Genomic DNA, 14,162 nt, shown 5'->3' with positions numbered 1-14,162 from the left:
CCGCCCGCCTCCTAGCCCGTTGCGCGCCGCTTCACGGGCGGGCGGGCGGCTCGGCCCTGGTGGGCGGCCACCACGTTCGCGACCCGCGCCACGGTGTCCGCGGCCAGCAGGTCGGCCACCTTGATGTCCGCGACCAGCTGACGATTCAGCCGGCTGACCACCTGCATGGCAGCCAGCGAACTGCCTCCCAGCGCGACGAACGAGTCGTCGGTCGCCGGCAAGGCCGGGAGGCCCAGCACCTCCCGCCAGGCGTTGCCCACGACGGCGAGCAGCTCGTCATCCACCTGTGGGGCCGGCCCCTGCCGGGCCGCGGACTCGGCCAACTGCCGGCGGGCGACCTTGCCGTTCGCGTTGACCGGCAGCTCCGCTCGCACCTCCATGCGTGCGGGCACCATCGCCGCGGGCAGGCAGGAACTCAGGTGACGGCGGGCGTCACGGATCAGCCCCTCGGGCTCGACGTCCGGCTCCGCCGGCACCAGGAACGCCGCCAGCGACCGGGCGCGGCCCCCGTCGTCGCGCAACGGCACCACGACCGCCTCGCGTACGCCGGCGTGCTCGCGCAGCCGCGCCTCGATCTCACCCGGCTCGACCCGGAGTCCGCCGATCTTGACCTGCTGGTCGACCCGTCCGATGAGCTCCAGCTCGCCGTCGGCACGCAGCCGCGCCAGGTCGCCGGTGCGGTACATCCGGGCACCCGGTTCCGCCCGGAACGGGTCCGGGAGGAACTTGGCGGCCGTCAGCAACGGTCGGTCCTGATAGCCCCAACCCACCCCGATGCCGCCGAAATACAGCTCCCCCACCTGGTCGACGGCCGCCGGACGGCCCGCGGAGTCGAGGACGTAGGCGGTCTGGTTGACCATGGGCCGGCCGTACGGGATGGATCGCCAGGCCGGGTCGACCGTTCCGACCTCGTAGGTCGTGCTGTAGACGGACACCTCCGTGGCGCCGCCCATGCTGATGAAGCGCGCCCCGGGAAACGCCCGCCGCGCCGCGTCCGGCTGGGTCAGCGGCAACCAGTCTCCGCCGACCAGGAAGATCCGCAACGCGCCTTGGCGACCGGTTCCCCACGCGGTGAGGAACAGCGTCAGCGCGGTCGGGACGCACTGGAGCACCGTCGCGCGCTGCCGCTCGGCGAGATCCGCCCAGTGCCCGACATCGTTCTCTCGCCCACGCTCCGGGAACACGATGGCGGCGCCGGTCATGAGCGTGCCGACGGTGTCCTGGATCGACATGTCGAAGCTCGGCGCCGAGACCGCGAGCACGCGGTCGCCGGGGCCGAGGCCGATCCGGTGATTGAGGTCGTCGAGAGAGTTCACCCGGCCGGCGTGGTCGAGCAGCGCCGCGTTGGGTTCGCCCGTGGTGCCCGACGTGAAGATCGCATACGCCAGGTCGGCACCGTCCACCGGCACCGGCGCCGGCCGCGACGCGCTCGGCATCCGCTCGACCGGGTCCAGAGTCAGAACGGGCGCCGAACCGTCCGCCGTCACGTCGTGACCCGCCTCCGCGACGACGAGGGCCACGCGACCGAGGCGGCGCAGTGTCTGCTGGCGCGCCGGGGGCAACAGTGGGTCCAGCGGCACGAAGGCCGCGCCGGCCTTCAGCGCCGCGTAGATCCCCACCGCCAGCGTCGCGCCGCGGGCCGCGGCCACGCCCACCCGGTCACCCCGACCGACGCCGGCTGCGGTGATCCGCTCGGCCAACGCGTTGGCCCGGCCGTCGAGCTCGGCGTAGGTCAGCGCGAGGTCCCCCTGCACCAGGGCGAGCTCGTCCGGCATCGCGTCCACCACCTGCTCGATGCGGCGATGCAGCAGGAACGGGGCGACGACGGGCTGGGCCGTCCGGTTCACCGCCTCGACCAGGTCGCGCTCCGCATCGGTACGATGATCGATGTCGTTCACGAGCGCGGCGTCCGGTGCGGCCAGGAACGCGTTCACATGACCGGCGATCCGGGCCGGCGCTTCCTCGTCGTCGGGTGCCGCGGCTGTCCGTACCGTCGTGGTCCAGGCGTCGTCGGCGGGCTCGAAGCGGAACGTCACGGCGTCGTCCGCGGCCACTTCCACGGCCGGGCCTCGTACGTCGTCGACCCGTACGCCGGCCCGACATCCGCCCATCGTCTCGGCGGTGCTGGCGACCGGCACCGATCGCCACGACGCGGCCCCCGCGTCCCGGACCCGCAGTTCCGCGGGCATCGTGCCGTAGCGGGCCAGCAGTGTCCCCACCGCGGCCACGAAGTCGCCCGGTGCCGTGCGCGCCGGCCCGACGGGAACGGTCGCCGACCTGCCCGGCCCGGCCGTCCAGAGTGCGGGATAGACAGGATCAGCGCGGTCCACCATCTGTGGCGTCCCCTTCCGGTCGGTTCAGCAGCTCGATCAGGTCGTCGGCGAATTCGGTCGCCCAACAGTGGTCGAAGACCTCGGTGGGGTACTCGAGGCTGATCGCCAGTCCGCTCGTCGTGTCGAGGAACGTACAAATAAGGTCGAATGTGTGCTCGCCCTGGTAGACGTCGAGTTCCACCGGGCTGACACCGGGCAGGTCCAGCGTCGCGGGCGCACTACCGCCGGTCCGCAGCTGCATTGCGACCTGGACGATCGGGTTCCGCCCGCTGGTGCGGCGCGGGGCGAGCCGTTTCACCAGGGACGAGAACGGCACCTCGTGGTCGATCGCGGCAAGCATGGTTGGGCCGAGGGAACGGGCCACGGCCTCGACCGCGGCGTCGTCGCTCACGGCACAGCGCAACACGACGAGATTGACGAAGTATCCGATGAGCGGCTCGAACTCGGGTTCCACCCGACCGACGAGCATGGTTCCGAACGCGACGTCCGACTCACCCGTGCGCCGCCGCAGAACCATCGCGAAGGCAGCGGCGAGCAGTGCGAACAGCGAGGTGCCCGCCGCCGCGGCCCGGGGCCGTGCGTTGTCGGCCGCGGAGGCGGGGACCGGGACTATCAACCGGTCCGCGGCGAAGGACGGGCGGGGCGAGCGCGGCCGCCCGTTCGCCAGGTCCAGGGTCGGCGCGCCGGCGAGCGCGCCCTCCCAGTACGCCAGCCGGGCGTCCAGCTCGGCCGGATGCGGCCACTCGCGCTGCCACCAGGCGTAGTCGGTGTACCGCACCGGCAACCTCGGCAGGACCGCCAGCGGATCGGCGCCGCGCCACAGCGCCTGGTAGGCCATGGACAGCTCGTTCAGCAGGATGCGCAGAGACCACCCGTCGCTCACGATGTGGTGCATGACGAACACGACCACGTGGTCCTCGTCACCGAGACGAAACACCGCCGCCCGCAGCGGCCTGTCCACCAGCAGATCGAACGGCTTTCGCGCGAGGTCGTCGACCGCCTCCCGCACCTCCTGGGCGTCGGCACCCGTGAGGTCGTGGTGCGACAGATACAGCTCGTCGACCGGGAGCACCTGTTGGAAGGGCTCTTCTGACTCGTCCTCCGGGAAGACGGTCCGCAACGCTTCCTGGCGGCGGACGATCACTTCGAGCGCGGTGCGCAGCAGGTCGATTCGAAGTGGTCCGGTGAGCCGGTACGCCACCGGCACGTTGTATGCGCTGCTGGACGGCCTGACCTGCTGATGCAGCCACAGCGCCTCCTGGCCGAAGGCGAGCGGGGCGCCGTCATCGATCATCGCCAGCGGTCGCTTCGCGGTGTTGCCTCCGGCGCATCGATCACAATGAGCATCCTAGCGAGCGGCGTCTGCCGAGTCATCCGCTCAGGCACACAAAGATCAAGGGCACCTATCCGATCGAATAAGTGCCCTTGATCTCGCGGCCCTGGCGTTGTTGTTCTATGCCCGGTTCGATCATGGTTTGTTAGATGCCGTAGGCGGCGAAGGTGTCGGCGCGGTCGTGCAGATCGCGGCGGGCGTGGGCGATGTTGGCGCGTCCGGCGAGGCGGAAGGTGTTCAGGGCCAGGTTGCCGAAGGCGGCCAGGTTGCGAGGAGCGGTACCGGTTCTGAGCTGGGAGTCGTCCTCGTCGAAGGTGACGTCTCGGGCCCAGTGGAGACGGTTTTCCACTGTCCAGCGCCCCTCTCGAATAGTGGTTGAGGTGGTGCGGTCTGCCTGTTTGGCGAGGGTGTCACCGTTGCGCAGGTGAGCCAAGGCCATCAGCGCCTGCTGCTGCGGCGCAACCCAAGGCGTAGCCCAGCAGCCCTGCCACCGGCGACCCACCGGGCTAGAAACTGCTTCACCAGATCAAGAGCCGTCCTGGCCCCGCGCGCACGTACCCTTGAAATGACCCCTGCGGGCCGGACTCTTCGATGTGTGTCAAGGGATTCCTGGTGGTTCTTCTCGTAGGTGTCGGGGCTGACGTTACCCAGACGCTGCGCCGGCGGCGAGGGTTGTAGAAGCCCGGTCCGGGTCCAGGAGTGGATAGCCCCGGCCAGAGCACCTCGACCAAACGATCACCGCCATGTGCGACGCCCAACCAACGGACACAACGCCACAGACGGCCGCAGCACAGGCCACGATCGCAGCTTGTGACCCAAAGCTCGTCCAGTACCGGGCCGCCCTCGACGCCGGCGCAGACCCCGCACTAGTCACCGGTTGGATCACCCAACCCAAGCCGAACGGACACGAGCCGAAGCTGATCTTCAAACGACCCAGCAGACAGCGCCACACCGGATGAGCCGCTCCCAGATCGCCGACCTCCCTCAAGGTGACCCTCGGTGGGGAGTCGGAGGGCCGCCGGTCGGTTGGCGCTCGTACCCCGCGATGAGGTGGGCGGTCACCGGGCGGCCCTGCTGTGTCGCGTCAGAACGGCGGCCCCGACGACCTCTGCCGAAAGCGTTTCCAGGCACGTCGGCGGGCGGTGGCCGGGGAACAGGGGCGCCCGCCACGACGGCGGACGCCCCGAACGTTCCACGGCCTGGGTCAGCCGATCAGCGTGACCGAGTAGTTGTACGTCGTCCCGGTCACCGAATAGGTCGCGCTCTGCCCGTTCTGGCAGTACGACACGAAGCTGCTCGGCGTGCCCTGCGCTCCGGCCACCGCGTCCACCACCGGCCGGACATCGGCGCCCACCGGCAGCGCGGTGGTGGTGAGATCGATCGTCCGCGACTGGTTGATCGGGTAGGTGTCGGTGTTGGACGTCTCCAGACCATTGCTCGCCGCGACGCTGAAGGACATCACGAACGCGGCGTTGTTCACCACGGTGATGCGCTCGACGCAGGGTTCAGCCTGCGCACTGGCCGCGGTGGCCGCGGTGGCCGCTGCCGCTGCCGACCCGCCGGCGGCGAGCGTCCCGACGAGTGCGGCTCCGACGAGCCTGGCGGGGAAGGTCATGCGTTTCACTCTCGATCGTTCGTGGCGCCGGGCACCGACCGGCGGTGCCCGGCGTACGGTCCATATCGAAGTTCCCGCTCATCTCAGATCGAATCCTGTAGATCGGCATCTCTGGCCGACCCGTGGCGTCGGACCGCGGCAGGCCGTGCCAAACCGCACGTCGCCGACGACCGTACGGACATCCGGTTACCTCAGTGGGAACAACTGTGGCTGCTGATCCTCCCGGCGGCGAGTCCGCGCATCATGACCGGCGTACGGCAGGCACTCTCGGTGGCGACAGAGGGGTGCAGTTGGGCGGCTGTCCCATCGTCATCAACGCCTCCTGGACCCTGCACCGGGGCAACGGCATCCTCACGCTGTACTCGGCGACCAAGGCGGCGGCACACAACCTGGCTCGCACGCTCGCCGTGGAACTCGGCCCGCGCGGCATCCGCGTGAACTCCATCAGCCCCGGATACATCGACACGCCGGTGTATCCCGCTGCCGCATTGAGCGAGGTGGAGATGGCGGCCGTGACCGACCGAGTCGTTGCGCGCCGGTTCGGCCATTCGGAGGGTTCTTCGGCCCGTCCAGCTCTGGGAGACGCGCGGCCGGGTCACCGAGGCCCGGCTCAGCCGGGAGGCCGCCGATCCGGCCGTCGGCAGGCGGCTGTGGGCGGCGGCCGAGGAACTGACCGGAGTCCGCTATCTCTGACCTCCGGCGGTCACGGGGCACCCTGGTCCATGTCGAGGGTGTCGAGGCCCGTTCGCGCGATCATCGAACCCGACCTGATGATCAAAGTGGCGGTTGACCTGCGGTCGCGCTGACCTGGTCCGGTAGTTCCGGGCCGGACGCCCGGTCGCCGTCGTCTCGCAGCCGGATGGAATGCCATGCGGCGCGTACGTGGCTGCGCATGACCGACTCCGCCCAGTCGGGGTCGGGCGCGGCCAGGGCCGCCACCAGTTCGTGATGGTGAGCCAGGCTGCGGCGCAGAGCGTCCGGGCTGTAGCGGGAGAAGGTACGCCAGACGAGCGGCATCTGGATCACCGATGAGACGACGCCGGCCAGTCGGCTGTTGTCGGACGCCTCGAGGATCATCCGGTGGAACCGGTTGTTCAGCTCGGTGAGCTCGTCCACATCGGTCGGTCGTCCGTCTGGCGCTACCTCGTCCATGCGGTGGGCCAGCGCGTCGAGCGCGTCTACGTCGATGGTGCCCGTGGTCGCCGCCAGTCGACAGCCCCACGGCTCGAGCACGGCCCGCAGACTGAAGATCTCGTCGAGGTCGTGGATGCTCCACGCCTGGACCTGTACGCCACGGTTGCGTTCGTGACGGACCAGCCCCTCCGCGGTCAGCCGTCTGAGCGCCTCCCGGACGGGCGTTCGGCTCACCCCGATCGACTCGGCCAACTCGCCCTCGCGGAGCCACGCGCCGGCCGACCGTTGCCCGGACAGGATCTGTTCCCGGATCAGCCGGTAGGCGTCGTCGGCGGCGTGGCCGTTGTCGGCCTCCCGCGGTGGCGTGTGGTCGCTCATGATGCTCGGCACCGTAGCAACACCGCAGGTTGTATGCAATCACTCCGCAGGGCATTGACACCCGAGGCCCAGCGGCCTACTTTCCCAGCACAACATGCTGTAACGAGAGTCACAAACCTGTGAATTGCATGCAAAGAGACGTTGATTGAGGGGCTCATGAGCACTCCACTGCCGCTTGACGACATCCGGGTGATCGAGCTCGGGCAACTGCTGGCGGGGCCGTTCTGCGGTCAACTCCTGGGTGACTTCGGCGCCGAGGTGATCAAGGTCGAGGACCCGGGACAGGGCGACCCCATGCGGCAGTGGGGGCGCGAGAAGCCGTACGGCAAGTCGCTCTGGTGGCCGGTCGTGGCGCGGAACAAGAAGGCCGTGACCGCGAACCTGCGGACCGAGCAGGGTCAGGATCTGGTACGACAGCTCATCGCGCGGGCCGACGTGTTGATCGAGAACTTCCGGCCCGGCACGTTGGAGCGCTGGGGGTTGGCCCCGGAGCAGCTGTGGGAGATCAATCCCGGTCTGATCGTCACCCGCGTGACCGGCTTCGGGCAGACGGGCCCGTACTCGTCACGTGCGGGATACGGATCGATCGGCGAGGCGATGGGCGGAATTCGGTACGTGACCGGCGACCCCGATCGCCCTCCGGCCCGGGCCGGCGTCTCGCTGGGAGATTCGCTGGCGGCGACCTTCGCCTGCCTGGGCACCCTGGTGGCGCTGCACCAGCGCGGACGTACCGGTCGAGGCCAGGTGGTGGACTCGGCCATCTATGAGGCCGTGCTGGCGATGATGGAGTCGCTCATCCCCGAGTACCAGATCGCCGGCTACCAGAGGGAGCGGACCGGTACGACCCTTCCGAACGTGTCCCCGAGCAACGTCTACCCGACGGCCGACGGCGAGATGGTGCTGATCGCGGCGAACCAGGACACGGTCTTCCGACGGCTCGCCGAGGCGATGGGGCAGGCGGAGCTGGCCACCGACGAGAAGTACGCCACCCACGGCGCCCGGGGCCGGTGGATGGAGCAGTTGGACGGCCTGGTCGCCGAATGGAGCTCCACGCTGACGGCCGACGATCTACTCGAACGGCTGCACGCCCAAGGCGTTCCGGCAGGCCGCATCTTCAGGGCCCGGGACATGCTCGAAGACCCGCACTTCGCCTCGCGCGAGGCGATAGTCCGGCTGACCCACCCCGGTCTCGGGGAGTTCGCCATGCACAACGTCGTACCCAAGCTCTCTGACAGCCCGGGCCGGGTCCGGCACGTCGGCCCCGAGCTCGGTGAACACAACGAGGACATCTATCGCGACCTGCTGGGGCTCGGCGACGACGCGATGGCGTCGCTGCGTTCTGCCGGCGTCATCTGAGGAGGAACCATGACCTACCGACTCGGCGTGGACGTGGGGGGAACGTTCACCGACATCCTGCTGATCGACGAGGCGACCGGAGAGACCTACCGGGCCAAGACCTCCTCCACGCCCGAGGACCAGTCCATCGGGGTGCTGCGGGGCATCGAGCGGGCCTGCGAGGCCGCCGGCGTGCCCATGTCGGAGATCACCGAGGTGTTCCACGGCACCACTGTCGCCACGAACGCGATCCTCGAGGGCAAGGGCGCCCGGGTTGGGCTGGTCACCACCGACGGCTTCCGGCAGGTGCTCCAGATCGCCCGTTCCTTCGTGCCGGGTGGCCTGGCCGGCTGGATCATCTGGCCGAAGCCGGAGCCGCTGGCGGCGCTGGAGGACACAGTGGAGGTCGTCGGCAGGATCGGTGCCGACGGCGCGGTGGTGACCGAACTCGACGAGGCTGACGTCCGTGCGAAGCTGCGCAAGCTCCGCGCGCAGGGCATCGAGGCGTTGAGCGTCAGCCTGATCAACTCCTACGCCAACCCGCGGCACGAGCGCCGGGTGGCCGAGCTGTCCGCCGAGGAGCTTCCGGGCGTACCGGTGTCGCTGTCGTCCTCGGTGTTGCCGGAGCTTCGCGAGTACGAGCGGACCATCACCACCGTCGCGAACGCGGCCGTACAGCCGCAGGTGGCGCGCTACGTGGCCAACCTCGAGGCGCAGCTGCGCGAGTCCGGGGTGGATGGCCGGCTGTGCATCCTGCGCAGCGACGGTGGCCTGGTCTCCGCGGCCGTCGCCGCGGACAACCCGGTGAACCTGCTGCTGTCCGGGCCTGCCGGAGGGGTCACCGGCGCGACCTGGGTGGCGGAGCAGGCCGGCTACCCGGACTTCCTGACCTTCGACATGGGCGGCACGTCCACCGACGTCGCCCTGGTGCAGGGGCTCACGCCGCGGGTTGGTCGGGAGACCACAGTCGGGGACCTCAAGGTCCGCGCCACCTCCGTCGACGTACGAACCGTGGGTGCCGGCGGTGGATCCATCGCCCACGTACCGCCGCTGACCCAGGCGCTCCGGGTTGGGCCGCAGTCGGCAGGTGCCGCACCCGGCCCTGCCGCGTACGCGGCGGGCGGTGAGCAACCGACGGTGACCGACGCGAACGTGGTGCTCGGCTACCTGCCCACCGATCTGGCCGGGGGCGAGATCACGCTGGACCGTGCGGCGGCGCGAGCGGCGGTGAAGTCGATCGCCGACGCCACCGGCTTGGAGTCGGTCGAGGCCGCCGCCGCGGGCATCATCGACATCGTCAACGAGAACATGTTCGGGGCGTTGCGGCTGGTGTCGGTACAGCAGGGCTTCGACCCGCGCGACTACGCGCTGGTGGCCTTCGGTGGCGCCGGCCCGTTGCACGCCAACGCTCTCGGCAGGCTGACCGGGGCCTGGCCGGTGATCATCCCGCCGTCGCCGGGAGTGCTGTGCGCCTACGGCGACGCGACGACCAATCTGCGCGACGAGTCGGTGCGGACATTGGTGCGCCGCTTCAACGAGATGACCGACGAGAGCCTTCGCGCGGTCCTCACCGAACTCGCGAGCAAGGCGTGCTCCACGCTCAGCGAGCAGGGCGTCCCCGAGGATGAGCAGCACGTCGTCTACTCCGCCGACCTGCGCTACCACGGACAGGGTTTCGAGATCCCGGTGGCAGTCGACATCGACACCTTCGACGGGGCCGGCGGTGGGCTCGCGGCCCTGCGGTCGGCGTTCGACGCCGATCACCAACGACTGTTCTCCTTCGTCCTCGATGCCGAACACGAGCTGGTGACCGTCCGGGCCACCGCTCACGGTCCCCGGCCCCAGGTTGCCGCGCCCGAGCTGGGGCATGGTGACGCCGACGCGAGCCACGCACTGCGGGCACACCACCGCATCTGGGTCGAGGGCGCCGACGTGGAAGCCGGAATCTACGACCGGGCCCTGCTGCGAGCGGGCAACGTCGTGCCCGGTCCGGCGATCATCACCGAGATGGACTCGACCACCCTCGTGCTGCCCGGGCACACGGCTACGGTGCACCCGAGCGGCAGCCTCCTCATCCGCCCCGCCGACACCCACCGGGAGAACTGACCATGGCACGCCTCATCGAGACCGCTACCGGACCGCTTCGCTCCGTGGACGTCGACCTGGTCACCATCGACCTGATCGAGAACGGACTGCGCAACGCCCGCTACGAGATGGACGAGGTGCTGTTCCGGACCGCGCTGTCGCCGGGGATCCGTGAACAGCACGACGAGTTTCCGCTGATCGCCAACCGAGACGGAAAGATGATGGTGGGGCAGTTCGGGCTGTCCATCCCCGACTTCCTGGAGAACTTCGACGGCGACATCGAGGAGGGCGACGTCCTGCTGACGTCGGACCCGTACTCCTGCGGTGCGGCGATCAGCCACGCGAACGACTGGCTCGTGGTGCTGCCCATCTTCTTCGAAGGCCGCATCGTGGGCTGGGCGGCAATGTTCGGGCACATGTCCGACGTCGGCGGCAAGACGCCGGCGTCGATGCCGACTGATGCCCGCACCATCTTCGAGGAGGGTGTGGTGATCCCGCCCTTCAAGCTGTACCGAAAGGGTGTGATCGCCGAAGACGCCCTGCGGATCATTCTCAACCAGGTGCGGAAGCCCGACTGGAACCGCGCCGACCTCAACGGCATCGTCGCGGCGTGCCGGACCGCTGCCCGTCGGGTCCAGGAGATGTGCGCCCGGTTCGGGGTGGACACCTACGACTCGGCGCTCGACCAACTCCTGGACCGCAATCACCGGGCGATGAAGGTCCTGCTCGCAGCGGTCTTCGCCGACGGCGAGACGCTGTCGTTCACCGACTACATCTGCGACGACGGCCTCGGCTACGGCCCCTACGAGCTCAAGCTCAGCCTGACCCGTACCGGTGACAAGGTGCTGCTGGACTTCACCGGCAGCAGCCCACAGGCGCAAGGTCCGATCAACTACTACATCAACGAGAACCTCGTCCGGATGTTCTTCGGCATCTACATGATCACCGTCGCCGATCCACAGATCCTCTGGAACGACGGCTTCTACCCGTTGGTCGACGTCACGATCCCCGACGACTCGTTCTGGAAGCCCGCGTACCCCGCCGCCCTCAACGCGCGTAACCACGGCATCGGTCGCGTCTTCGACCTGTTCGGCGGCCTGCTCGGTCAGACGAACCCCGGGCTGCTCAACGCCGCCGGCTTCTCGTCGTCACCGCACTTCATGTATTCGGGCACCTACGGGCCGGGTGAGCGCAAGGGCGAGTGGTTCCAGCTGTACTCGATCGGATTCGGCGGGATTCCCGGCCGGCCGGTGGGCGACGGCCCGGACGGCCACTCGCTGTGGCCGTCGTTCGTCAACATCCCGTGCGAGTACCTGGAGTCCTACTACCCGCTGCGAATCGAACGCTGGGAGACCATCGCGGACACCGGCGGCGCCGGGCTGCACCGCGGCGGGAACGGCGTCGACGTGGCCTACCGGTTCCTGGAGGCCGGCACGATCGCGATCCACGACGACCGCTGGCTCACCTATCCGTGGGGGGTCAACGGCGGCGAGCCCGGCGCCCGGGGCCGCAAGTGGCTCGAGCGCGCCGACGGCGGCACCGAGATCCTGGGCAGCAAGGTGCACGACGTGCCCGTAGCCCCCGGGGACGTGCTGCACTTCGTCACCTGGGGTGGCGGCGGGTGGGGCGACCCGCTCGCCCGCGACCCGGAACTCGTCGGCCTCGAGGTCCGCCGAGGCCTGGTCAGCCCCACGGGCGCCCGCCGCTTCGGCGTGATCTGCGACGAGGCCGGCACCGTCGACGTCGCGGCCACCGAGGAGGTACGGGCCGAGCTGCGCCAGGGACGCCCGGAACCGCTGCCCACGTTCGACATGGGACCGCCGATGGAAACCATCCTGGACCGTTGCCTGGAGGAGACCGGTCTTCCCGCTCCTCGTCCCCCGGTCGCCCGATGAACCCCGTGCCGGACGGCAGCGACGAAGGATTCGGGGGCGCGCTCCTGCCCGGCGCCCGTCCCGCGGTGCTCGTCATCGACCTGATGCGGGCCTACTTCGACCCGGACAGCCCTCTGTGCCTGCCGTCCGCCGACTGCCTGCGGTCGGCTGGCCGGGTCATCGCCGCAGCCCGTGATCGCCGGCTTCCCGTGCTGCACACCCGCGTCGCATACGGGCCCGGCGGCGTCGACGGAGGGCTGTTCGTCCGGAAGGTCACCGCCCTTCGGCAGCTCTTCTCCGGCGGTGGCGCGATGGGTGAGCTGATGCCGCAGGTCTCCCCCGCCGAGGACGAACTGGTGCTGGTCAAGCAATACGCCAGCGCCTTCTTCGGCACGTCGCTGGCGTCCACCCTGCGCGCGCAACGCATCGACACCGTCGTGCTGGTCGGCGTGAGCACGAGCGGTTGTATCCGCGCCACGGCGGTGGACGCGATCCAGCACGGTCTCGTCCCGCTGGTCGTCCGGGAGGCGGTGGCGGACCGCGCCGACGGACCGCACGAGGCGAGCCTGTACGACCTGCAAGCCAAGTACGCCGAGGTGATCAGCGAGGCCAGGGCCGTCGCGTACCTGACGGAGGAGCGATGACGGTCATGGTCGACATCGTCGAGGTCTCGCCCCGCGACGGCCTGCAGAACGAGGCGACGCTGCTCAGCACCTCCGACAAGATCGAGCTGATCGAGCGGGCGGTGCGGGCGGGAGCGCGGCGAGTGGAGGTGACCAGCTTCGTCAACCCCGCCCGCGTACCGCAGATGGCGGACGCGGACGAGTTGATGGCCACGCTCCCCCGCCACGACGGCGTCCGGTACGCGGGCCTGGTGATGAACCGCCGCGGCCTGGACCGGGCCCTGACCGCGGGCGTCGACGAGATCAACGTCGTCGTCGTGGCCACTGACACCTTCTGTGGCCGCAACCAGGGCATGACCACGGCCCAGGCCTGTGACACGGCGGCGGCGTTGGTGCGGGCGGCTCGCGAGGCGGGGGTGTTCGCGGCGGTGACCATCGGCGCCTCGTTCGGATGTCCGTTCGAGGGTGAGGTCCCGCTGGGCCGGCTGCGGGAGGTGCTCAGCCGGGTGCGGGACGCGGGTCCGGATGAGCTGGCCCTCGCCGACACCATCGGAGTGGCCGTACCCTCCGACGTCACCGACCGACTGGCACTCGCCCGGGAGGTCACGGAATCCCGCACACCGCTGCGGCTGCACCTGCACGACACCCGGCACACCGGCGTGGCCAACGCGGTCGCGGCGATCCAGGCGGGCGTCACCACCCTCGACGCCAGCATCGGAGGAACAGGCGGTTGCCCGTTCGCACCGGCGGCGACCGGAAACGTCGCCACTGAGGATCTCGTCTACCTCTTCGACCGGATGGGGCAGCCCACCGGCCTGGACCTGGAGGAACTCACCTCGACCGTCTCCTGGTTGGAGCGGAGACTCGGCAATCGGCTTCCGGGCGCTCTGCTCCGGGCCGGTGCTTTCCCGCCTGAGCCTGGCCCGAACGCGGTGCTCATGGCGTAGCGCGCCCGCGATCGCCGGACCGGCCAACAACCAACTCGACGCCCCGGCCACCGCCGACCTGCTGCACCAGCACGGCATCCTCTGGGCACCGGACATCATCGTCAGCGCCGGCGGCATCATCCACGCCACCGCCGTCGAGCTACACCGGGAAACGTCCGCCCAGGCCGCCGCCCGGGTCCACGGCATCGCCGACACCCTCACCGACATCCTGCGCATCGCCCACGCCACCGGCTCGACCCCGGCCGCCGCCGCCCGCTCCCGCGCCCGCCACCAGATCGAGCGCGGCCGCCGCTGACTCGGAAGCAGACGTACCTCGGCACCGCGCTCTGCGGACTGGCCCGGCCAGGCCGTGTCTGCACAGATTCACCAGCATTGGAGTACGGCGACAGTGACAGTGGCATGGAACGTCGCTGACCAGCCGCCACGGTTGCCTCGCGGTCGAGCAACTTCGCCTGACCGTGGGCGCCATGCTGCCTGTCCCAGGGCCGGAAGAGCTGGCCGGAAT

Annotated in this window: 12 protein-coding genes; 7 read left to right on the top strand and 5 right to left on the bottom strand. The window is 69.9% G+C overall.

Features of this window, described 5'->3' with window-relative positions:
* Positions 1-11: 11 nt before the first annotated feature.
* The 4 genes from AB0N27_RS04085 to AB0N27_RS04070 form a co-directional block, all read right to left on the bottom strand.
* Positions 12-2,333 (bottom strand): non-ribosomal peptide synthetase, encoded by a 2,322-nt coding sequence (locus tag AB0N27_RS04085; RefSeq protein WP_364362882.1) that lies wholly within the window; start codon positions 2,331-2,333, stop codon positions 12-14.
* On the bottom strand, positions 2,317-3,627 hold the full coding sequence (locus tag AB0N27_RS04080) for a condensation domain-containing protein (protein WP_364362881.1): 1,311 nt from the start codon (positions 3,625-3,627) through the stop codon (positions 2,317-2,319). The genes AB0N27_RS04085 and AB0N27_RS04080 overlap by 17 nt, the downstream gene beginning before the upstream one ends.
* Positions 3,628-3,811: 184 nt before the next feature.
* Positions 3,812-4,105 carry a hypothetical protein gene (locus AB0N27_RS04075; protein ID WP_364362880.1) on the bottom strand — a complete coding sequence of 98 codons (294 nt, stop codon included), beginning with the start codon at positions 4,103-4,105 and terminating at the stop codon, positions 3,812-3,814.
* A gap of 765 nt (positions 4,106-4,870) precedes the next feature.
* Entirely contained in the window at positions 4,871-5,281 is a 411-nt protein-coding gene (locus tag AB0N27_RS04070) for a hypothetical protein (RefSeq protein WP_364362879.1), read from the bottom strand.
* A 122-nt stretch (positions 5,282-5,403) separates the two neighbouring features.
* Here AB0N27_RS04070 and AB0N27_RS04065 point away from each other — a divergent pair, with 122 nt between their 5' ends.
* Positions 5,404-6,087 carry an SDR family oxidoreductase gene (locus AB0N27_RS04065; protein ID WP_364362878.1) on the top strand — a complete coding sequence of 228 codons (684 nt, stop codon included), beginning with the start codon at positions 5,404-5,406 and terminating at the stop codon, positions 6,085-6,087.
* Here AB0N27_RS04065 and AB0N27_RS04060 read toward each other — a convergent pair.
* Positions 6,056-6,793: a GntR family transcriptional regulator gene (locus tag AB0N27_RS04060; protein ID WP_364362877.1), complete on the bottom strand. Its 738-nt coding sequence runs from the start codon at positions 6,791-6,793 to the stop codon at positions 6,056-6,058. The genes AB0N27_RS04065 and AB0N27_RS04060 overlap by 32 nt on opposite strands.
* A 156-nt stretch (positions 6,794-6,949) precedes the next feature.
* On the opposite strand from AB0N27_RS04060, the gene AB0N27_RS04055 reads away from it, so the two are divergent.
* Genes AB0N27_RS04055 through AB0N27_RS04030 form a run of 6 tightly spaced genes read left to right on the top strand, consistent with a single transcriptional unit; the run spans position 6,950 to position 13,952 of the window.
* The gene (locus AB0N27_RS04055; RefSeq protein WP_364362876.1) at positions 6,950-8,149 is read left to right on the top strand and encodes a CoA transferase; all 1,200 of its coding nucleotides are present in this window, start codon (positions 6,950-6,952) and stop codon (positions 8,147-8,149) included.
* 9 nt (positions 8,150-8,158) lie between these two features.
* Complete coding sequence (locus tag AB0N27_RS04050; RefSeq protein WP_364362875.1) at positions 8,159-10,234, top strand: hydantoinase/oxoprolinase family protein; 2,076 nt, start codon at positions 8,159-8,161, stop codon at positions 10,232-10,234.
* A gap of 2 nt (positions 10,235-10,236) precedes the next feature.
* On the top strand, positions 10,237-12,108 hold the full coding sequence (locus AB0N27_RS04045) for a hydantoinase B/oxoprolinase family protein (protein ID WP_364362874.1): 1,872 nt from the start codon (positions 10,237-10,239) through the stop codon (positions 12,106-12,108).
* Positions 12,105-12,731: an isochorismatase family protein gene (locus tag AB0N27_RS04040; protein ID WP_364362873.1), complete on the top strand. Its 627-nt coding sequence runs from the start codon at positions 12,105-12,107 to the stop codon at positions 12,729-12,731. Before AB0N27_RS04045 ends, AB0N27_RS04040 begins: the two co-directional genes overlap by 4 nt.
* Positions 12,728-13,657, top strand: coding sequence for a hydroxymethylglutaryl-CoA lyase (locus tag AB0N27_RS04035; protein WP_364362872.1), 930 nt, complete (start codon positions 12,728-12,730; stop codon positions 13,655-13,657). Before AB0N27_RS04040 ends, AB0N27_RS04035 begins: the two co-directional genes overlap by 4 nt.
* Positions 13,611-13,952: a hypothetical protein gene (locus AB0N27_RS04030; protein WP_364362871.1), complete on the top strand. Its 342-nt coding sequence runs from the start codon at positions 13,611-13,613 to the stop codon at positions 13,950-13,952. The genes AB0N27_RS04035 and AB0N27_RS04030 overlap by 47 nt, the downstream gene beginning before the upstream one ends.
* The last annotated feature ends 210 nt before the right edge of the window (positions 13,953-14,162 follow it).

It is taken from the genome of Micromonospora sp. NPDC093244 (genome assembly GCF_040683695.1).
In the GTDB taxonomy this organism is placed as follows: domain Bacteria; phylum Actinomycetota; class Actinomycetes; order Mycobacteriales; family Micromonosporaceae; genus Micromonospora.
The sequence above is the reverse complement of the archived record's forward strand: the minus strand, read 5'-3'. Positions and strand labels throughout refer to the sequence as shown.

Bases quoted from the DNA above. Each gene is read 5' to 3' on its own strand.
- AB0N27_RS04085 (WP_364362882.1), bottom strand. From the start codon at position 2,333: ATGGTGGACCGCGCTGATCCTGTCTATCCCGCACTCTGGACGGCCGGG.
- AB0N27_RS04080 (WP_364362881.1), bottom strand. From the start codon at position 3,627: ATGATCGATGACGGCGCCCCGCTCGCCTTCGGCCAGGAGGCGCTGTGG.
- AB0N27_RS04075 (WP_364362880.1), bottom strand. From the start codon at position 4,105: ATGGCCTTGGCTCACCTGCGCAACGGTGACACCCTCGCCAAACAGGCA.
- AB0N27_RS04070 (WP_364362879.1), bottom strand. From the start codon at position 5,281: ATGACCTTCCCCGCCAGGCTCGTCGGAGCCGCACTCGTCGGGACGCTC.
- AB0N27_RS04060 (WP_364362877.1), bottom strand. From the start codon at position 6,793: ATGAGCGACCACACGCCACCGCGGGAGGCCGACAACGGCCACGCCGCC.
- AB0N27_RS04055 (WP_364362876.1), top strand. From the start codon at position 6,950: ATGAGCACTCCACTGCCGCTTGACGACATCCGGGTGATCGAGCTCGGG.
- AB0N27_RS04050 (WP_364362875.1), top strand. From the start codon at position 8,159: ATGACCTACCGACTCGGCGTGGACGTGGGGGGAACGTTCACCGACATC.
- AB0N27_RS04045 (WP_364362874.1), top strand. From the start codon at position 10,237: ATGGCACGCCTCATCGAGACCGCTACCGGACCGCTTCGCTCCGTGGAC.
- AB0N27_RS04040 (WP_364362873.1), top strand. From the start codon at position 12,105: ATGAACCCCGTGCCGGACGGCAGCGACGAAGGATTCGGGGGCGCGCTC.
- AB0N27_RS04035 (WP_364362872.1), top strand. From the start codon at position 12,728: ATGACGGTCATGGTCGACATCGTCGAGGTCTCGCCCCGCGACGGCCTG.